Raw genomic sequence first — 18,693 nt, 5'->3', positions numbered from 1 at the left:
ACCCACAGTCCCCCGGGGAGGTGAACGTGGAAGAGCTCGGATCGGACGGCTGGCGGTACCGCGGCACGATTTCGCAGCGGACCTTGCCGAGCCTGCGCCGTCATCTGATTTCGTGGCTGCGGCGGCGGGCCGGCGACGAGGTCGGCAGGCAGGCCGACGACGTCGTGCTGGCGTGCTGGGAAGCCATGGCCAACGTGCTCGGCCACGCCTACCGCGGCCGGCCGGGACTGATCGACGTCCGCGCGCGGATCGACGACGACGTGCTGATCATCACCGTCGCCGACCAGGGCCGCTGGGAGTCGATCACCGAGCGCGACGACGGCGGCCGCGGCCTGCGCCTGATCCAGGCGCTCGTCGACGGGCTCGACCTCCGCTCCACCGACGACGGCACGGTGATCACCCTGACCTGGCCGTTCCCGGTGCGCCGCACCGCCTGACCGGCTCAGCCGGCGGACAGCTCTTCGACGAACTTGGCCGCGATCTCCCGCAGCTTCACGTTGGTGCGCTGGGATTCGGTGACCAGCCGCTTCATGGCGTCGTCGGCATCGATCCGGTGCACGGCCATCAGGATGCCCTTGGCCTGCTCGATCACCGCTCGCGTGCGCATCGCCGATTCGAGCTCGGTGGCCTGCCGCCGGGCCTGGCGGTACCGCCGGGTGGTGCGCAGCCCGAACGAGACGATCGTGGTGTAGAGCTGCAGCAACCGCGAGTCGGTCTCGGCGAACCCGTGGTCGCCGTAGCCGAAGAGGTTCAGCGCGCCGGAGAGGTGCTCGTCGACGCGCAGCGGCGCGGCGAGGTAGCTGCCGACGCCGAGACCGCGGGCGTGCGCGGTGAAGGACGGCCACGCGGCGTCCGCGGCGGCCAGCGGCAGCCGCACGATCTCGCCGGTTGCCGCGGCCCGCAGGCACGGGCCTTCGCCGGCCGCGTACTGGAACCGGTCGATCTCGACGGCGCGCTCGTCGGTGGACGCCGCGGTCTCCGGCTCGCCGTCCCGGATCGCGGTGATGCTGGCCATGTCGGCACCGGGCACGGCGCGGACGGCTTCCGCGCAGACGGCTTCCAGTATTTCCGCCTCGGCGGGTTCGGACTCCAGCGCGCCGGTGAGCCCCGCCATGGCGGCGGTCAGCTCGTCGAGGTGCTCCGGCGGGATCGGTTCCCCGGTCACGCGATCATCTCCCGTCCCGGATAGCGGTGGTCGAGCGCACCGCTGCTGCTTCAACGGAACGGCGAAACCTTACCCGCGGGTGGTGCGTCTTCCGCAACACCCGGCGCGTGGTGATGCCACGAATGGGTCTTTCAGGACGTCCGGCGCGGTGAACGACTCGTTCACGACGTCGGGACGGGAGCGGAGGGAGGGGAGAGAGCGGTGGCTCCGGCCCGGCGCTCGCTGCTGAACGTCGTGGGTTGGCGCCGGGAACCACCTCGCGGCGGCCGCCGGCACAACCCACCCCGAGACCGTCGCTTCGAGTGACTTACCCAGTGCGGAGCGAGTCAATCATTCAGCGGACCGTCACCTTCGCGACCTGCACGAGACCGGACACCCGCAGCACGCGCTCGAGCAGCCTCGGGGCGATCAGGCGCAGGTCGTGCTCCTCGGTCCGGTCGAACAGCACCGCGACGCCCGCGCTGTCCAGGTAGGCCACCCCGGTGAGGTCCACGGTGACCGCGGTCCCCGCCGCGAGCTCGCGGTCCAGGGCCGCGCCGAACTCGGCGGCGTTGCTCATGTCGATTTCGCCGCTGACGCTCAGCGTCCGGTCGCCGTCGTCGCCCCGCCCGGCGACCAGCGTGAGAGCGGTCGTCACGAACCGATTCTCCATTCCAGCGTGACGGTGGTGCCGTCGGCATCGTGCCGGATGGTGACCGCGTCGGCCAGTGCTTCCATCATCGGCATGCCGCGGCCGCGCAGCACCTGGTTGTCCGGTGGTGGCTGCTTCCAGCGGCCGTCGTCGGTGACCACGACGACCAGGTGGGAGCCGGTGAAGCGGGCGGCGAGGCGTGCGCTGCCGCCGGTCGCGCCGGGGTAGGCGTGCTCGACGGCGTTGGCGCAGGCCTCGCCCGTCGCGACCAGGACGTCCTGCGCGAGGTCGGGCTCGAGCTCCGCGTTGGCCAGCCACGCGCGCAGCCAGGTGCGGGTCGAGGCGAGGCTGTCGGGGTGCGCCGCGAAGTCGAGCGCCAGCGGGGGCACCGACCGGCGGTAGAGCAGCAGGGCGACGTCGTCTTCGTAACCGTCGTCGGGCCGGAGCCGGCCCATCAGGGCGGCCGCGAGGTCGGTCAGGTCGGCCTCCCGCACGTCGTGGGCCACTTCGGTGGCCCGGGTGATGCCGTCGTCGAGCGACTCGCGGCGGCGTTCGACGAGCCCGTCGGTGTAGAGCATCAGCAGCGAGCCGACCGGGACGACCGCCGTCGCCTCCGGCCGGTCCGCCTCGACGCGCACGGCGAGCGGCACGCTGGCGCCCGCGTCGAGGAACTCCGACGAGCCGTCGCGGTGCACGAGGGTGGCGGGCGGGTGCCCCGCGCTGCTGTAGGTCAGCGTGCCGGTCGCGGGGTCCAGGACCCCGCAGAAAACGGTGGTGCACAAGGCACCCGGCAGCCGGTCGGCGAACCGGTCGAGCGTGTCCAGGGTGTGCGCCGGGCCGTTGGCCTCCAGCAGCAGCGCGCGGCAGGCGCTGCGGAGCTGGCCCATCACCGCGGCCGCCGCGAGCCCCCGGCCGACGCAGTCGCCGACGACGATGCCGATCCGGTCGCCCAGCGCGATGACGTCGTACCAGTCGCCACCGACCTCCAGCGGCGGGGTCGCCGGCTCGTAGCGCACCGCGAAGCCGTCGGGGAGCCGGGCCGGGCCGAGGATCGAGCGCTGCAGCGCGATCGCGACCTCCCGCTGCCGGTCGTCGCGGTGCGCGCGGCGCAGGGCGTGCGCGAGCGTGCCGGCCAGCAGCGCCAGCAGGGTCCGGTCTTCGGTGCCGAGGGGACGGTCCCGCGCGGGCTCGACCCAGAGCGTCAGCCGGCCGCCGGGGTGGTCGACGGAGGCGCCCGCGCCGCCGTCCGCGGCCGTCGTGTGCAGCGCCGGGAGCGACCGGAGGCGGTCGAGGGTCGCGCGCAGCGGCGCGGCGAGATCGGTCCAGCCGTGGTCGCGGGAGTCGGTCGAAGCGAGCTCCGGTTCGCCGTCCCGCGGCCAGGTCACCGCGAGGACGCGCTCGGCCTCCCACAGCTCGCACAGCAGCTCCAGCGCGGTGCGCAGCACCTCCGGCACCCCGCTGACCCCGGCGAGGCGCTGGTTCATCGCGGCGAGCGCGGTTTCGCGCTGCACGGCGTAGCGCTCGGCCGTGACGTCCCGGACCGTGCCGACCAGCCGGCGGCGGCCCTCGCTGTCGTGCAGCGCGTTGTAGGCGATCGCGGCCCACACCCGGTGCCCGTCCCGGTGCCGCAGCGGCAGCACGAAGCTGCCGGCCTGCTGGTCCCGGGTCCGCGCGAAGGCGTCGGCGACCTGCCGGTGCGCGACCGGATCCGCCTCGCGGTCCGGCCACCACGGGAACGGCTCGCTGTAGGGCAGCCCGTCCGGCCCGGCTCCCAGCACTTCCGTGAACGCCGCGTTGATCTCCACGATCCGACCTTCGGCGTCGCTGACGAAAAAGCCCTCCTGCAGGGACTCGATCAGCGCCGCGCGCCACCGGGCGTGCTGCGTCCGCAGCCGCGCGAGCTGGACGGTCGTGCGGACGCGGGCGAGCAGTTCGCGCGCCGAGAACGGTTTGACGAGGTAGTCGTCGGCGCCGGCGGCCAGCCCGTCGACGGCGGCCTCCTGCCCGGCCCTGGCCGAGAGCAGCAGCACGGGCACGGCGGCGGTGCGCGGGTCGCCGCGCAGCTCGGCGAGCAGGCCGAGACCGTCCAGCCGGGGCATCATCACGTCGCTGATGATCAGCTCGGGCGGCTCGGCGGACGCGGCTTCGAACGCCTCGACGCCGTCCCGCACCGACGTGACCGCGTAGTCGGCTCGCAGCAACCGCACGAGGTAGTCGCGCATGTCGGCGTTGTCGTCGGCGATCAGGACGCGGGCGCCGGCCGCCGCGGTGGGCGCGGACGGCGAGTTCCGCTCCGCGCCGGGCAGCCAGCGCAGGGCTTCCTGCAGGTACGGTTCCGCGGTCTCCTCCTCGATGCCGGCCACCGGTGGCTCCGCGACGAGGTGGTCGGCGGGCAGGTGCGCGGTGCCCAGCGGCAGCCGGACCCGGAACGTCGTCCCGGCGCCCGGGGTGCTCTCGACGGTGACGGTGCCGCCGTGCATGTCGACGAGCTCGCGCACCAGCGCCAGGCCGATCCCGCTGCCCTCGTTCGAGCGGCCCCGCGCCGAGGGGATCCGGTGGAACCGCTCGAACAGGCGCGGCAGCTCGGCGGCGTCGATGCCGGTCCCGGTGTCGGTCACGGCGACCACGGCGTCCTCGCCGTCGGGGGCGGCCATCACCCGGATCGCGCCGTCGAAGGTGAACTTGACCGCGTTGGACAGCAGGTTGAAGACGACCTTCTCCCACATCCCGCGGTCGACGTACGCGGGCTGGCCCATCGGCAGGCAGTCGACTTCGAACGCCAGCCCGGCCCGTTCGACGGCGGCGCGGAAGACGCTGGCCAGCTCGGCGGTGAACGCCGCCAGGTCCACCGGCTCGAAGCGGGCCTGCATCCGGCCGGCCTCGATCCGGGAGAAGTCGAGCAGGTTGTTCACCAGCCGGCCCAGCCGCAACGCGTTGCGGTGGATGACGTCCGCTTCCTCGCGCATCCGCTCGTCGGCGCCGCTCAGCGCCTCGCGCAGGTCCGCCGCGGGGCTGAGGATGAGCGTGAGGGGCGTCCGGAACTCGTGGCTGATGTTGGCGAAGAACGTCGTCTTCGCCACGTCCAGCGCGGTCAGCTCCTCCGCGCGCCGCTGCTGGACCTGGTAGGCGATCGCGCCGTTGACCAGCGCCGTCGTCTGCTGGGCGACGAGGCCGAGGAACGTCCGGTAGGACTCGTCGAGCGCCCGCCCGGCGCTCGCCGCCAGCACGATCACGCCGGTGGCGGCGTCCCCGGCGTCGCCGGGCAGCGGCAGCACCACGGCCTCGGTGGGCGGGGTGGACCAGTCACCGCGGGGCAGCTCGCCGAACGCCCCGCCCGACACCGTCCGCGGCACCCCGTCGGCGAGCACTTCCGCGAGCGGCCAGGCGTCCGGTTCGCCCGCGCCCTCGCCGCCCGGGGTGACGACCGCGGGCGCGCGACCGCCCTCGCCGTCCAGGACGTGGATCGCGGCGTAGGGGACGTCGGCTCCGGCCCGTCCCAGCACGTCGGCGACCCGCGCACAGGCCTCCTCGACGGTCCGGGCGCTCCCGGCCAGGGCGCCGAGCTCGCGCAGCGTCGCCATCCGGCGCTCGCCGATCACGCGCTCGGTCGTCTCGGTGACCGCGGTGAAGACGCCGCGCACCACGCCCTCGTCGTCGTGCACCGGGCTGTAGGAGTACGTCCAGTAGGTCTCTTCCCAGTAGCCGTGCCGGTTCATCGGCAGCAGCAGGTCTTCGGACCAGGTCGCTTCGCCGGTGGACATCACGCTGTCGAGCATCGGGCCGATGATGTGCCAGATCTCGTCCCAGACCCGCGCACCCGGTTTGCCGAGCGCGGGGTGCTTGGTGCCGAGCAGCGGCAGGTAGGCGTCGTTGTACAGGAAGCGCAGCTCCGGTCCCCACCAGACGATCATGGGGAAGCGGGAGGTGAGGCAGATGCGGACCGCGGTCGTCAGGCTCGCCGGCCAGCCCGCCGGGTCGCCCAGCGGGGAGGACGCCCAGCGGAAGTCCCGCATCCGGGCGGCCATCCGGCTGGTCCCGGGGAACACAGCGCGGTGGCCGGACTCTTCACCGACGCTCATCACACTCCCGGTTCGCGGCCCGGGACGAGCCTACTCGACCCCGACGGCCCCCGCCGCGCGTGTGACCCGTGGTGGGCGGGACGCCGGTCAGTTCCCGTCGGTCAGCCAGGTCATGGTGACCGTGGTGCCGTCCTCGCGGTGCACCTTCGCGCTCTCGTCGGCGAGGGTGTCGATGAGCAGCAGGCCGCGCCCGCGGAGGCCGTTGGTCGCCGCGGGCGGCCGCCAGGAGCCGTAGTCGGTGACCGTCACCGTCAGCCGTCCGCCCAGTGCTTCGGCCCGGACGTCGATCGGGCCCGCTTCGCGGTCGCGGTAAGCGTGTTCCGCCGAGTTGGCCATCGCCTCGTAGCCGGCGAGGACGATGTCCTCCTGCCGTTCCTCGCTCAGGCCGAGCGCGCGCAGCCACTCGGCCAGTGCTTCGCGCAGGCGCGGCAGGCGGCCGGCGATCGCGGAGGTGCGCCGGTGGAACGACGCCGCGGGGGCGGGCGCTCCCGGGGGGAGGGGGTCCGTCATGGGGCGTCCTCTCCGCGGTGGCGCACGTGGATGACCGCGATGTCGTCGTCGTGCCGTCCGCGGGTCAGTTCCTGGACGAGCTTGTCCCACGCCGTTTCCAGGTCGGCCGCCGCCAGCAGACCCGGGATACCCGCCAGCAGCCATTCGATGCCCAGCGTGAGGTCGCGGGTGCGGCTCTCGACCAGCCCGTCGGTGTAGAGCACCAGGTCCGCGCCGGGCGGGAACCCGGTGGAGCGCTGGGGGAACGCCGAACCGACGCCCAGCGGCTGCGCCAGCGCCTCGCCGATCTGCTCGGGCGGCTCGCCGGGGCGGACCAGGATCGCGGGCAGGTGGCCGGCGTTCGCGAAGGTCAGCGTGCCGACGTCCGGCCGGTGGACCGCGTAGAAGCAGGTGACGAAGCTTTCGCCGAACAGCCCGCCGGTCAGGTCGGAGACGTGGCGCAGGACCTCCGACGGCGGCAGGTCGAGCCGGGCGTAGCAGCGGATGGCGGTCCGGACCTGGCCCATCACCGTCGCGGCCGTGACGCCGTGGCCGACGACGTCGCCGATGACGAACGCCGTCCCGCCGGACGGCAGCCGGATCACGTCGAACCAGTCGCCGCCCACCTTGCTGCCGGTGACCGCCGGCAGGTACCGCGTGAGCACGTCGAGGCCGGGCGTGGGCGGGGCGACCGGCAGCATGCTGCGGGACAGCTCGGTCGCCAGGGTGCGCTCGCGTTCGTAGAGCCGGGCGTTGTCGAGCGCGATGGCCGTGTACGCGGCGATGCCTTCGGCGAGGTACTCGTGCCGGGCGGTGAACCGGTCCGGTTCGGGGTGGCCGAAGAAGAACCCGCCCAGCACCTCGCCGGTGGTCGGGCTGAGCACCGAAACCGCGAGGTAGCTGCACACGGGCAGGTGGCCCTCCGGCATCCCGTGGTACGGCGCGTTCTTCCCGAACCGCTCGTCCTTCGTGATGTCGGGGCTGCGCACGGTACCGGCGCCGTCGAAGGTCGGCGCGAAGACCGCGGTGTTGCGCGGCATCGGGAACCGGGTGAACGCCTCGCGCGGCACACCCGAAATCGTGAACAGCGTGTAGGACTCGCCGAACTCGTCGACCAGGTTGTAGAAGAACGCGCCGAAGCCGGCCCCGGTCGCCTTCGTGGCCGCGTCGGTCGCGTCCTGGACGATCCGGTCGATGTCGAGCTGGGCGGTCAGCTCGCGGCCGGTGGAGTGCAGCGCGTCGAGCACCACGGCTTCGCCCCGCAGCCGCCGGACGGTGGCGGCCAGGTCCGCGGTGGCGGCCTCGACGGCGGCGGCGACGAGCGCGGGCAGCTCACCGACCTCCTCAGTGGTGTAGACCACTGTGCCGTGCTCGCCGTCGGCGACCGCGATCGCACGCGTGATCTCCTTGCCCGGCACCAGCTCCGCCAGCACCGCGGGGTCGGTCACGGCCACCGCGGCCCGGCCGTGCAGCACCGCATCGGCTTCGGCGGGGGAGAGGGGCCGGATCCCGGTGGTTGCCGGTGCCCCGCCGGGGCCGGCGAACGCGCGGCGCACGGCGTCGAGCACGGGGAGGGACCGGGGACCGGGCGGCATCAGGGCGCCAGCGCTTCGGACAGCGAAGAGTAGATGGCGAGTTCGTCGGTCAGCCGGGTCAGTTCCAGCGGGCGCAGGGTGATCCGGCCGCGGGCCACCACCCGCAGCGGCGCCGACGCGGTGAGCCCGCGGTGCGCCCGGACGAGCTCGGCCATGCCCGCCGACGCCAGGAAGGTGACGTCGGTGAGGTCGATGACGAGCAACGCGGGCCGCGCCCGGGCCGCGCGTTCGGCCAATTGGCGGAGTTTCGGTGCCAGTGCGAGGTCGAGAGCGCCGTCCACGCGGAGCACCGCGGTGCCATCGCGGTCCTCCAGCGCCACCGACCCCGCCGGACCAGCCGCGTCGCCGAGTGCGTCCCCGGTCACGTCTCTTTCGGCCATGGTGCTCATCCTGCCTGTTCACGGGCGTGCCCGAAAGCCGGGTGGGTGCTGACACGGCGGGGCGGCGCGGGGGCGGGCATGATTGACACCGGTTGAGCAGACAGCCTTCGTGATCACGCACGCCCACCGGACACCCCGGTGGCGTTGCCGAAGGCAGGAGCGAACGTCATGACCGAGCACACCCATACTGAAAGCGCATCGGCCACTGTGCCGTTCGGGGAGTTCCGGATCGCCCGAACGGACCAAGACGGCACAGTCGTCCTGGCCGTCGCCGGGGACGTCGACACGACCACCGCGCCCGCACTCGTGCAGGCCGCGGACGAGGTGCTGGCGGAGGAGCCGCCGGTCTTCGTGGTCGACCTGACCCGGGTGGATTTCCTCGCCTCGCCGGGGCTGACCGCGTTGCTGACGATCCACCGCAACGCCGCCGCCGGCACCGCGGTGCGGATCGTCGCGTCCGGCCGGGCCACCCTGCGCCCGATCCAGCTGACCGGCCTCGAGGACAGCCTCTCGCTCTTCCCGACCCGGGACGCGGCGCTGGCCGCTTCCTGATCGCGCCGTCCCGGTCGCGCTCAGCCGCCGGCCGGGACGGCCCGGCGCTGGATGGTCAGCAGGGCGACGTCGTCCTGGGCCGCCCGGCCGCCGATCAGCGCGGCCATGATCTGCGCGCAGAGCCGCTCGGGCTCCCCGGCGTACACGGTGTCGGCCAGCAGCCGCATACCGGTGTCCACCGGCCGGTCGCGTCGCTCGACCAGTCCGTCGGTGTAGAACGCCAGCACGCTGCCCGGCGGCAGGTCGACGATGGTCATCCGCCGTTCGGGCTCGCCGATCGTCAGCCCGATCGGGGGATCCGGCGGCACGTCCACCAGCCGGCCCGCGGCCCCCGGCACGGCCAGCACCGGGGGCAGGTGCCCGGCCAGGGAAAGCGTCACGGCTTCACGGCCCGGGCCGATGATCCCGTAGGCGACCGTGGCCATCGCGCCGTGCTCGAAGTGGTTGGCCTTGCGGTCGAGCTTGGCGAGCACCTCGGCCGGGCTTTCGCAGTCGAGGGCGTAGGCCCGCAGGGCGCTGCGCAGCCGTCCCATGATCACGGCGGCGTCGAGGCCGTGGCCGGAGACGTCCCCCATCACGACGCCGATCCGGTCGCCCGGCAGGGTGAACAGGTCGTACCAGTCGCCGCCGAGCCCGGTTTCCGCGCCGGGCACGTACCGGGCGCCGAAGGAGAGGCCGGGCACCTCGGGCAGGCTGCTCGGCAGCAGGCTGCGCTGCAGCGCCACGGTGGCGGTGCGGTTCTCTTCCCGGGCTTCCAGCTGGATCGCCGTCGCGAGGCGGTCGGCGAGCAGCTGCATGGTGGCCACGTCTGGCTCGCCGAACGGCCGGGGCTCGACCGACCCGACGTGCAGCACCCCGACGAGCTCGCTGCCGGCGATCATCGGCACGCCGAGCATCGAGTGCAGTCCCCGCTCCCACAGCAGGGAGTTCACGACGGTGGTTTCGTCGACCTGGTCGAGGATCACCGGGACCCGCTCGAGCGCGACCCGGCCGGCGAAGCCGCTGCCCACCGGGATCCGCACGCCCTGGTGGACCTCCTCCTCGATGCCGGCCGCCGCGAACGCCACCAGCTGGCGGGCGCTGGGCTGGTACCGCAGCACCGTCGCCGTGTCGACCGCCATGACCTCGCGCAAGCGCTGCAGCGTCTCGACCAGCACCTCGGCCAGCACGAGGTGACCGGCGGGAGCGCCGATGATCGTTTCCACCAGCCGCAGCCGGTCGTGAGCGCCGAGACTTCGCGACATGGGACGACCTTAGCCGCAACCCCGTTGCGGGACCGCCCATCCCGCGTTTCGGTGGTGGGCCCACCGGGGTAACCGATCGGACGTGAGCGTCGACTTGGAGTGGGTGGCCGTGCTGCGCCACGGGCAGAGCACCGGGAACGTGGCCCGGGAGGAAGCGGAGTCGGCCGGGGCCGACGTGATCGACATCGCCGAGCGCGACGCCGACGTGCCGCTGACCGGACTGGGCCAGGAGCAGGCCGCGGCCGCGGGGGAGTTCTTCGCCGAGCGCCCGCCGGACCTCGTGGTCACTTCGACCTACCGCCGGGCCTGGGACACCGCCCGGCTGGCCGCGCCCGACGGGGTCGCGATCGTCCCCGACGAACGGCTGCGCGACCGCGAGCTCGGGGTCCTGGACCTGCTGACGTCCCACGGCGTCCGCGAGCGGTGGCCCGACGAACTGCGCCGCAAACGGCGGCTCGGCAAGTTCTACTACCGCCCGCCGGGCGGCGAGTCCTGGGCCGATGTCGTGCTGCGGCTGCGTTCCCTGCTGACCGAGCTGAGCGCGGAGCACGCCGGAAAGCGCGTTCTGCTGGCGGCCCACGAGATGACCGTCTTCGGCCTGCGCTACCTCCTCGAAGGCCTGCCGGAGCCCGACCTGCTCCGCGCCGCCGACGCGACCGAAGTCCCCAACGGCTCGGTGACGTCCTGGGAGCGCGACCGCGACGGCGGGTTCACCATGGTGCTCGCCCAGGAGGTCGGCCACCTGCACGCCACCGACACCCCGCCGACGGCGGACGACGATGCCGCGCGGCAGCTCTCCTGACCCGGCGCCGATCAGCCCGGCCTTGTTGCGGGACCGGCGGATCGGCACCGGCGACCGCGGCACCGTGCTCGTCGTCGGCGGCGCCCGGACCGTGCCGGGCGCGCCCGCGTTGTCCGGCACCGCCGCCCTGCGCGCGGGCGCGGGCACGCTCCAGCTCGCGGTCGCCGAACGCCACGCGACGGCCATCGGCGTTTCGGTGCCCGAGTCCTCGGTGATCGGGCTGCCGGAACACGCTTCCGGCGCGATCGCCGCCGACGCGGCCGACCGGCTGGCCGACGTCCTCCCGGGCGCCGGTTCCGTGGTGGTCGGTCCCGGCCTGACCGGCGCCGAGGAGACCGAAGAGCTGCTGCGGCGGCTGGTTCCTGCCATCGCCCCGGACGCGCGGGTGGTGCTCGACGCGTTCGCGCTCGGCGCGCTGAGCCGGGCACCGGAGCTGGCCGAGCCGTTGGCGGACCGGCTCCTCCTCACACCCAACCGGGTCGAAGCGGCCTTTCTGGACGGCTGCGAAGAAGAAGACGTCGACGACCTGGCGACGGCGGTGCGGATCGCGCGGCGCTACCGCGGGGTGGTGCTGCTCATGGGGGTGGTCGCCGAACCCGGTGGCCGCACCTGGCGGGACGGCAGCGGCCACGTCGGGCTGGCGACGTCCGGCAGCGGTGACGTGCTGGCCGGGCTGACCGGCGGGTTCCTCGCCCGCGGCGCCGCCGTCGACCAGGCCGCCTGCTGGGCGACGCACGTCCACGCCGTCGCGGGGCAGCGGCTGATCCCGGACACCGGCAGCACCGGGCTGCTGGCGCGGGAACTCGTCGCGGAGATCCCGCGGGTCATCGCCGAGCTGGAGCGCTGAATCACCGCTGGGCGGTCGGCCGCACCACGATTTCGTTGACGTCGACGCCGTCCGGCTGCCCGATCGCGTAGGAGATCGCGCCGGCGATGGTGTCCGGCGACATCGTCACCGCGCGGTAGGTGCGCATCGCCTCCTTCGCGCCCGCTTCGGTGATGGTGTCGGCCAGTTCGGACTCGACGACGCCGGGGGAGATCGTCGTGACGCGGACGCCTGGGTCGGCTTCGAGGCGCAGGCCCTCGGTGATCGCCCGGGCCGCGTACTTGGTGCCGCAGTAGACCGCGGCTGTCGGCACCACCTCGTGCGCGCCGGTGGAGGCGATGGTCACGAAGTGCCCGCCGCCTTGGCGCCGGAAGTGCGGCAGGGCCGCCGCGATCCCGTGCAGGAGGCCCCGGACGTTCACGTCGATCATCCGGTCCCACTCCTCGACGTGCCGGGAGTCCAGCCGCGACAGCGGCATCACGCCCGCGTTGGCGACGAAGACGTCGAGCCGGCCGTGCGCTTCGACGGCGGCGTCGGCGAACGCGGCGACGGCCGCGCGGTCGGTGACGTCCAGGCGGTGCACGTCGGCGGTGCCGCCGGCGTCGTGGATCTCCTTCGCCAGCGCGGCCAGGCGGTCTTCGCGCCGGGCGCCGAGCACGACGTGGTGGCCCTCGCGGGCCAGGCGCAGCGCGGTGGCGTGCCCGATGCCGCTGCTGGCACCGGTGATGAGAACGGTCTTCACGGGGTTTCCTCTCGGGGGAAGTCGGCGCCGAGGGTGGTCTCGCGCCAGGTGTCGAAAGTGGACCTGAGGGTTTCGAGCCGGGCCGTGGCGATGGTGTAGGCGGCTTCGCCGAGCAGCAGCCGCAGCGGGGGCTCGGCGGCGCCGACCGCGGTGATGATCGCTTCCGCCGCGCGGGCCGGGTCGCCGGGCTGCTTGCCGTGGGTCGCGGTGGTGGCTTCCCGGCGGGCTCCGGCCGTTTCGGCGTAGTCGTCGATGCGGATCGCGGACTGCCGCATCGACGGGCCGGACCAGTCGGTGCGGAACGCGGCGGGCTCCACGATGGTCACCTTGATGCCCAGCGGCGTCACCTCCGCGGCCAGCGACTCCGACAAGCCCTCCACGGCGAACTTCGTCGCGTGGTAGTAGCCGGTGGCGCCGAACGCGGCGAGCCCGCCGAGCGACGACACGGTCACGACGTGCCCGCTGCGGCGGGCCCGCATGCCGGGCAGCACCGCGCGGGTGACGTCGGCGAGGCCGAACACGTTGGTGTCGAACAGCTTCCGGATCTCTTCGTCCTCGCCTTCCTCGATCGCGGCGAGGTAGCCGTAGCCGGCGTTGCCGACCAGGACGTCGATCCGGCCGAAGGTCGTTTCCGCCGTTTCGACGGCGGCGGTGACCTGGGCGTGGTCGGTGACGTCGAGCGGCAGCGCCAGCGCGCGGTCGCCGTGCGCGTCGACGAGGTCGCGGACCCGCGCCGGGTCGCGGGCGGTGACGACGGCCCGCCACCCGCGGTCGAGCACGGCTCCGGCCAGTGCGCGGCCGAGGCCGCCGGAGCAGCCGGTGATGAACCAGACAGCGTTTTCGGGCACGACGAAGTACTCCGTCCATTGTGGATTTCAGGAAACGGGTTCAGGAAGCGGCGAGGCTGCCCAGGAGGGCGAGCGCCGCTTCCGACGCACTGCCCGGCTCGGCCTGGTAGACGACCAGCTGCTGGCCGGGCGCGCTGTTCACGGTCAGCGCCTCGTAGCTCAGCACGAGCTCACCGACGAGCCGGTGGTGGAACCGCTTGGTTTCGTGCGTCTTCTGCCGGATGTCGTGGCGGGCCCACAACCGGCGGAAGTCCGCGCTCTTGACCGACAGTTCGCCGACCGTCTCGATCAGCCGCGGGTCGTCCGGGTCGATCCCGGCGGCCGCCCGCAGGCCACCGACCGTGTTGACGGCGACGCGCTCCCAGTCCGGGTAGAACTCGCGGGCGTCCGGGTCGAGGAACACCAGCCGGACCAGGTCGTCGCTGTGCGCGTGCCCGCCGAACAACGCCTGGCCCAGCGCGTTGTGCGCGAGCACGTCGAGGCAGCGGCCGAGCACCAGCGCCGGCGTGTCCGGCCAGCCGTCCATCAGGCGCAGCAGGTTCGGGCTGACCTGCTCGCGCCGGGCCCGGCGGCGCCGGCGCGGCCCCGGCCGGGCCAGCCGGTGCAGGTGGGCGGTGGCGTCCTCGTCCAGGGCGAGCCCGTGCGCGAGCGCGTCGACGACCTGCGCCGACGGGTTCCGCTCCCGCCCCTGCTCCAGCCGGACGTAGTAGTCGGTGCTCACCCCGGCCAGCACCGCCACCTCCTCGCGGCGCAGCCCGGCGACCCGGCGCGGCCCGCCGGCGGGCAGGCCGAGGTCCGCCGGGCCCACCTGTTCGCGGCGGGCCCGGAGGAACTCACCAAGAGCGTTCTCCGCGGGCATGGTCCGAGGCTAACCCGGCCGCGCGGCACCTGGGTGGCCGCGCCGCACCCACCCTCAGGTGAGCCGGACCGGCTCCCCGTCCCGTTCCGGCCGCAGGAGCGTCGCGGTGGCTTCGCGCCCGTCGACGTCCAGGGTCATCACGGCGTTGCCGAAGTGCGGCCCGGACACGCAACTCCAGGTCAGCGGCGCGGGCGGCACGCCGACGCGGCGGGCCAGCCCTTCGCTCAGCCGCGTCAGCCCCCGCGCCCAGCCGGCGCGGAACAGCCGGTTCATGTACCAGGGCACGGTGTTGTGCACCGGCGAGCAGGTGAGCTGGTGCACCGGCGCGCCCGGCAGGTCGGCCCGCGCGACGTACGCGTGGTGGACGTCGCCCGAGAGCACGTTCACCGACGCGACACCCCGGTCCGCGACGCCGCCGATGAGCTTCGCCAGCCGGTCGAACGAGTCGCGGAACGCCGGCCAGTGCTCCAGGTCGGCGAGCTGGCGGAACCACTCGCTGATCCGCCCGACGAGCCCGGGCCGGGTGCAGAGCCGCTCGTTGACCGACTGCGCGGCCGACAGCGCGGTCGGCATCAGCCACGGCAGCGACGTGCCGATCAGCAGGTGCTCGAAGTCGCCGCCGGCCTGCTCTTCGATCCAGCGGAACTCGTCGTCGCCGACCATCGAGCGGGTGCCGCCGGCGAGGATCCGCCCGGCCCGCGAGTCGATGACCAGCAGCCGGACCGGGCCGAAGTCGCGGCGGTAGGACCACCGCGTGCCCTTGGCGCCGTCGGCCTCCCGGTCAGCGCGGTCGGCGAACTCGCGCAGCAGCCCGGCGTTGTCCACGCCCGACTTGACCACCTGCTGGTAGACGTCGTCCTCGGCGAGTTCGTCGGGGCCGAGGTTGCCCAGGTGCTGGTAGACCCAGTACGAGACCAGCGCGCCCCGGATCCGCTCCGGCCACCACGACGTCGCGGCCATCTCCTCGCGCCACGCCTGCGAGGTGTTCCAGTCGTCGCGGACATCGTGGTCGTCGAAGATCATCGACGTCGGCACGGTCGACATCAGCCAGCGCACCGCGGGGTCGCACCACGCCTCGAAGTACAGGTGGCAGTACTCCTCGAAGTCGGCGACCTCGGTGCCCGGCGGCTCGCTCGTGTCGCGCCGCCCGGCCAGCCACTCCTGCGTCGCGTCGGTGGTCTCGTCGGCGTAGACCTGATCGCCCAGCAGGAGCAGCGATTCCGGCCATTCGGCCTCGTCGAGCCCGGCCATCCGGTGGGCGTACGCGGCGAGCGCGTCCGGGCCCAGCGCGTCCTGCTCCCGCGGCTTGCGGCAGGACCCGAAGACCAGGCGGAACCGCGGGTCGCCGGGGCTCAGCGTCCGGATCCGGCTGGGCGGCAGGGTGCTGTCGGGCTCGGGCCAGACGAGCTCGCCGTCGAGCCGCACCTCGTACGGCGTGCTGCGCCCCGGCTCCAGGCCGGTCAGCACGACGAGGGCGTAGTGGTGCCCGGCGACCTCGAAGGTCCGGGCGGTCGCCTCGGCGACGCGGACTTCGCACGGGCCGTCCGTCTCCACCCAGATCGTCGCCGAGTCGGCGTTCACGTGCCGCAGCAGCGGTCCCAGGAGCAGCTCGGTCATCCCGGAATCCTCGCAGCAGTCCGGCTCTTCGGCAGTTCGAAAGACCGCGAAACATCCCGAAAATCGTTGACCGGTCCCGGGCGGCGAACGAACGATCGTGACAGCTGCGCCCCGCCCCCGGAAAGGACTCGTCGAGTGCGAAGACTCTTCACCGCCCTCCTCGCCGCCGCGCTCTCGATCGCCGCCGCCGTCGTGCTGGTGATCTCGGCGCAGCCCGCGTCGGCGGCCACCTTGACGCGCGTGACCGATTTCGGCAGCAATCCCAGCAACCTCAACATGTACACCTACGTCCCGGACCGGGTGGCGGCGAAGCCGGCGCTGCTGGTCGCGGTCCACTACTGCACCGGCTCGGCGTCTGCGGTGTTCAACGGCTACGCCCGCGACTACGTCACCGCGGCCGACCAGTACGGCTACGTCATCGTCTTCCCGGAAGCCACCCGCAGCGGGCAGTGCTTCGACGTCTCGTCGCCGCAGGCGCTGACCCGCGGCGGCGGCAGCGACCCGGTCGGCATCCTGTCGATGGTGAACTGGGCCAAGCAGCGCTACAACGTGGACCCCGGCCGCGTCTTCGTCACGGGGTTCTCCTCGGGCGCGATGATGACGAACGTGCTCGCCGCGGAGTACCCGGACGTGTTCGCGGCCGGCTCGGCGTTCATGGGCGTGCCCGCCGGCTGCTTCGCCACCACCGACGGGTCGAGCTGGAACAGCCAGTGCTCGGGCGGCCAGCTGATCAAGACCGCCCAGCAGTGGGGCGACCAGGCCCGGCAGATGAGCGGCGGGCGCAGCGGCCCGTACCCGCGGATGCAGCTGTGGCACGGCACCGCCGACGACACCCTGCGCTACCCGAACTTCGGCGAAGAGGTCAAACAGTGGACGAACCTGCACGGGCTGAACCAGACGCCGTCGTCGACTGATGCCCCGCAGTCCGGCTGGACGCGCTCGCGCTACGGCGGCACCGGCGTCCAGGCGCCGGTCGAGGGCATCAGCGTCCAGGGGGCCGGGCATTCGCTGCCGCAGAACGGGATGGTGGCCTACGCGATCGCGTTCCTCGGCCTGAACAGCGGGGGTACCTCGACGACGACCACCACCTCCCCGCCGCCGTCCGCGGGCACCACGCTCGGGAGCGCGGCGAGTGGGAGCGGCCGCTACTTCGGTACCGCGGTTTCGGCGGGCAAGCTCTCGGACAGCGTCTACACCGGCATCCTGAGCCGCGAGTTCTCCATGATCACGCCGGAGAACGAGATGAAGATCGATGCGACCGAGCCCACGCAGGGCCAGTTCTCGTACGGCAACGCCGACCGGATCGTCGGCCAGGCGACGAGCCAGGGCGCCCGGATGCGCGGGCACACGCTGGCGTGGTACTCGCAGCAGCCGGGCTGGATGCAGAGCATGGAAGGCTCCGCGCTGCGGTCGGCGATGCTGAACCACATCACCCAGGTCGCGACCCACTACCGCGGCAAGATCTACGCCTGGGACGTCGTCAACGAGGCCTTCGCGGACGGCGGTTCGGGCGCCCGGCGCGATTCGAACCTGCAGCGCACCGGGGACGACTGGATCGAGGCGGCGTTCCGCGCCGCGCGGGCGGCCGACCCGGGCGCGAAGCTCTGCTACAACGACTACAACACCGACGACTGGAACCAGGCGAAGACCCAGGCCGTGTACCGGATGGTGCAGGACTTCAAGTCCCGCGGCGTCCCGATCGACTGCGTCGGCTTCCAGTCGCACTTCAACCCCAACAGCCCGGTGCCGTCGAACTACCAGACGACGCTGCAGAACTTCGCGAACCTCGGCGTCGACGTGCAGATCACCGAGCTGGACATCGAAGGGTCGGGCACCGCGCAGGCGAACAACTACCGCACGGTCACGAACGCCTGCCTCGCGGTGGCGCGCTGCACCGGCATGACCGTGTGGGGCATCCGGGACACCGATTCGTGGCGGGCGTCCGCCACGCCGCTGCTGTTCGACGGCAACGGCCAGAAGAAGGCCGCCTACACCGCGGTGCTCGACGCGCTGAACGGCGGCACCACCCCGCCGCCGACCACCACGCCGACCACACCCACCACCCCGCCGCCGACGACCACGACCCCGCCGCCGGGCGGGTGCACCGGGACGTACCTCAAGACGGCGGAGTGGAACGTCGGCTTCAACGGCCAGGTGACGGTGACCGGGAGCAGCAGCTGGGTGCTCACGATCACCTTCCACGCGCCGCAGAAGGTCATCGGCAGCTGGAACTACACCGGCACCTGGGACAGCACCGGGTACGTGCTGACCGCGCGGCCCAACGGCAGCGGCAACGTCATCGGCTTCACCGTCGAGCACGGCGGGAACCTGACGGCGCCGGCCGTGACCTGCTCGGCCGGCTAGAACAACCGGCCGACCTCGGCCGCGGGTGGTTCTTCCAGGCTCAGGAGGAACCGCTTGCGGTCGAGGCCGCCGGCGTACCCGGTCAAGCCGCCGCTCGTGCCGACCACGCGGTGGCAGGGCACGACGACGCTGATCGGGTTCCAGCCGTTGGCGTTCCCGACCGCCTGCGCGGCGCCCGGGTCGCCCAGTTCCGCGGCCAGCTGCCCATAGGTGCGCGTTTCGCCGTACGGGATCTTCGTCAGCAGCGCCCAAACCTGCTTCTCGAACGCGGAGCCGCGCGGCGCGAGCTCGAGGTCGAACTCGCGCCGCGTGCCCGCGAAGTACTCGCCGAGCTGCTGCCGCGCCGCCCCGAAGCCGTCGTCGTCCCGGGGCCCGGGGTCGGTGATCCGGGGTGTCCGCAGGTGGCCGTCGAAGTAGAGCCCGGCCAGCGCCTCGCCGTCGCCGACCAGGGTCAGCGGTCCGATCGGTGACGCGATGACGGCGTGCTTCATGGCGCCCAG

At 73.3% G+C, this 18,693-nt stretch carries 17 protein-coding genes; 5 read left to right on the top strand and 12 right to left on the bottom strand.

All coding sequences use genetic code 11. The annotated features are described in order from the left end of the window. Window positions 1-26: 26 nt before the first annotated feature. On the top strand, window positions 27-437 hold the full coding sequence (locus tag AB5J73_RS43345; RefSeq protein WP_370965173.1) for an ATP-binding protein: 411 nt from the start codon (window positions 27-29) through the stop codon (window positions 435-437). A 5-nt stretch (window positions 438-442) separates the two neighbouring features. Here AB5J73_RS43345 and AB5J73_RS43340 read toward each other — a convergent pair whose 3' ends face one another. The 6 genes from AB5J73_RS43340 to AB5J73_RS43315 form a co-directional block, all read right to left on the bottom strand. Beyond that, the gene (locus AB5J73_RS43340) at window positions 443-1,165 is read right to left on the bottom strand and encodes a GAF and ANTAR domain-containing protein (RefSeq protein ID WP_370965171.1); all 723 of its coding nucleotides are present in this window, start codon (window positions 1,163-1,165) and stop codon (window positions 443-445) included. A 334-nt stretch (window positions 1,166-1,499) separates the two neighbouring features. Then, the gene (locus AB5J73_RS43335; RefSeq protein ID WP_370965169.1) at window positions 1,500-1,802 is read right to left on the bottom strand and encodes an STAS domain-containing protein; all 303 of its coding nucleotides are present in this window, start codon (window positions 1,800-1,802) and stop codon (window positions 1,500-1,502) included. Next, window positions 1,799-5,875 carry a SpoIIE family protein phosphatase gene (locus AB5J73_RS43330; RefSeq protein WP_370965167.1) on the bottom strand — a complete coding sequence of 1,359 codons (4,077 nt, stop codon included), beginning with the start codon at window positions 5,873-5,875 and terminating at the stop codon, window positions 1,799-1,801. The genes AB5J73_RS43335 and AB5J73_RS43330 overlap by 4 nt, the downstream gene beginning before the upstream one ends. Before the next feature lie 87 nt (window positions 5,876-5,962). Beyond that, window positions 5,963-6,385, bottom strand: coding sequence for an ATP-binding protein (locus AB5J73_RS43325; protein ID WP_370965165.1), 423 nt, complete (start codon window positions 6,383-6,385; stop codon window positions 5,963-5,965). Further along, window positions 6,382-7,932 (bottom strand): PP2C family protein-serine/threonine phosphatase, encoded by a 1,551-nt coding sequence (locus AB5J73_RS43320; protein WP_370965163.1) that lies wholly within the window; start codon window positions 7,930-7,932, stop codon window positions 6,382-6,384. Before AB5J73_RS43320 ends, AB5J73_RS43325 begins: the two co-directional genes overlap by 4 nt. 26 nt (window positions 7,933-7,958) lie before the next feature. Next, complete coding sequence (locus AB5J73_RS43315) at window positions 7,959-8,339, bottom strand: STAS domain-containing protein (RefSeq protein ID WP_370965161.1); 381 nt, start codon at window positions 8,337-8,339, stop codon at window positions 7,959-7,961. Between the two features lie 168 nt (window positions 8,340-8,507). Between AB5J73_RS43315 and AB5J73_RS43310 the strand changes: the two genes are divergently transcribed. After that, entirely contained in the window at window positions 8,508-8,891 is a 384-nt protein-coding gene (locus tag AB5J73_RS43310; protein WP_370965159.1) for an STAS domain-containing protein, read from the top strand. A 20-nt stretch (window positions 8,892-8,911) separates the two neighbouring features. On the opposite strand, the gene AB5J73_RS43305 is transcribed toward AB5J73_RS43310, so the two are convergent. Next, window positions 8,912-10,135: a PP2C family protein-serine/threonine phosphatase gene (locus tag AB5J73_RS43305; RefSeq protein WP_370965157.1), complete on the bottom strand. Its 1,224-nt coding sequence runs from the start codon at window positions 10,133-10,135 to the stop codon at window positions 8,912-8,914. An 82-nt stretch (window positions 10,136-10,217) separates the two neighbouring features. Between AB5J73_RS43305 and AB5J73_RS43300 the strand changes: the two genes are divergently transcribed. Beyond that, window positions 10,218-10,937, top strand: a complete 720-nt coding sequence (locus AB5J73_RS43300; RefSeq protein ID WP_370965155.1) for a histidine phosphatase family protein — start codon at window positions 10,218-10,220, stop codon at window positions 10,935-10,937. Continuing rightward, complete coding sequence (locus AB5J73_RS43295; RefSeq protein WP_370965153.1) at window positions 10,915-11,784, top strand: NAD(P)H-hydrate dehydratase; 870 nt, start codon at window positions 10,915-10,917, stop codon at window positions 11,782-11,784. The genes AB5J73_RS43300 and AB5J73_RS43295 overlap by 23 nt, the downstream gene beginning before the upstream one ends. A gap of 1 nt (window position 11,785) precedes the next feature. Here the strand turns inward: AB5J73_RS43295 and AB5J73_RS43290 are convergent, their stop codons facing one another. The 4 genes from AB5J73_RS43290 to AB5J73_RS43275 are packed head-to-tail and all read right to left on the bottom strand — an operon-like array spanning window position 11,786 to window position 15,829. Beyond that, complete coding sequence (locus tag AB5J73_RS43290; RefSeq protein ID WP_370965151.1) at window positions 11,786-12,505, bottom strand: SDR family oxidoreductase; 720 nt, start codon at window positions 12,503-12,505, stop codon at window positions 11,786-11,788. Further along, the gene (locus AB5J73_RS43285; RefSeq protein WP_370965149.1) at window positions 12,502-13,353 is read right to left on the bottom strand and encodes an oxidoreductase; all 852 of its coding nucleotides are present in this window, start codon (window positions 13,351-13,353) and stop codon (window positions 12,502-12,504) included. Before AB5J73_RS43285 ends, AB5J73_RS43290 begins: the two co-directional genes overlap by 4 nt. Before the next feature lie 40 nt (window positions 13,354-13,393). Further along, window positions 13,394-14,212 (bottom strand): helix-turn-helix transcriptional regulator, encoded by an 819-nt coding sequence (locus AB5J73_RS43280; protein WP_370965147.1) that lies wholly within the window; start codon window positions 14,210-14,212, stop codon window positions 13,394-13,396. 54 nt (window positions 14,213-14,266) lie between these two features. Beyond that, window positions 14,267-15,829 carry an alkaline phosphatase D family protein gene (locus tag AB5J73_RS43275; protein WP_370965145.1) on the bottom strand — a complete coding sequence of 521 codons (1,563 nt, stop codon included), beginning with the start codon at window positions 15,827-15,829 and terminating at the stop codon, window positions 14,267-14,269. Between the two features lie 135 nt (window positions 15,830-15,964). Between AB5J73_RS43275 and AB5J73_RS43270 the strand changes: the two genes are divergently transcribed. Next, window positions 15,965-18,193, top strand: coding sequence for a PHB depolymerase family esterase (locus AB5J73_RS43270; protein WP_370965143.1), 2,229 nt, complete (start codon window positions 15,965-15,967; stop codon window positions 18,191-18,193). On the opposite strand, the gene AB5J73_RS43265 is transcribed toward AB5J73_RS43270, so the two are convergent. After that, complete coding sequence (locus tag AB5J73_RS43265; RefSeq protein ID WP_370965141.1) at window positions 18,190-18,684, bottom strand: methylated-DNA--[protein]-cysteine S-methyltransferase; 495 nt, start codon at window positions 18,682-18,684, stop codon at window positions 18,190-18,192. The genes AB5J73_RS43270 and AB5J73_RS43265 overlap by 4 nt on opposite strands. Window positions 18,685-18,693 lie beyond the last annotated feature (9 nt).

Source organism: Amycolatopsis sp. cg9 (assembly GCF_041346945.1).
Taxonomy (GTDB): domain Bacteria; phylum Actinomycetota; class Actinomycetes; order Mycobacteriales; family Pseudonocardiaceae; genus Amycolatopsis.
Note: the sequence above shows the minus strand (reverse complement) of the source record. Positions and strands in the feature narration are given on the sequence as shown.

What these genes read in the sequence shown, in the direction of transcription:
- AB5J73_RS43280 (WP_370965147.1), bottom strand. Translation starts at nt 14,212, where the DNA reads ATGCCCGCGGAGAACGCTCTTGGTGAGTTCCTCCGGGCCCGCCGCGAA.
- AB5J73_RS43295 (WP_370965153.1), top strand. Translation starts at nt 10,915, where the DNA reads ATGCCGCGCGGCAGCTCTCCTGACCCGGCGCCGATCAGCCCGGCCTTG.
- AB5J73_RS43310 (WP_370965159.1), top strand. Translation starts at nt 8,508, where the DNA reads ATGACCGAGCACACCCATACTGAAAGCGCATCGGCCACTGTGCCGTTC.
- AB5J73_RS43265 (WP_370965141.1), bottom strand. Translation starts at nt 18,684, where the DNA reads ATGAAGCACGCCGTCATCGCGTCACCGATCGGACCGCTGACCCTGGTC.
- AB5J73_RS43330 (WP_370965167.1), bottom strand. Translation starts at nt 5,875, where the DNA reads ATGAGCGTCGGTGAAGAGTCCGGCCACCGCGCTGTGTTCCCCGGGACC.
- AB5J73_RS43305 (WP_370965157.1), bottom strand. Translation starts at nt 10,135, where the DNA reads ATGTCGCGAAGTCTCGGCGCTCACGACCGGCTGCGGCTGGTGGAAACG.
- AB5J73_RS43325 (WP_370965165.1), bottom strand. Translation starts at nt 6,385, where the DNA reads ATGACGGACCCCCTCCCCCCGGGAGCGCCCGCCCCCGCGGCGTCGTTC.
- AB5J73_RS43275 (WP_370965145.1), bottom strand. Translation starts at nt 15,829, where the DNA reads ATGACCGAGCTGCTCCTGGGACCGCTGCTGCGGCACGTGAACGCCGAC.
- AB5J73_RS43315 (WP_370965161.1), bottom strand. Translation starts at nt 8,339, where the DNA reads ATGGCCGAAAGAGACGTGACCGGGGACGCACTCGGCGACGCGGCTGGT.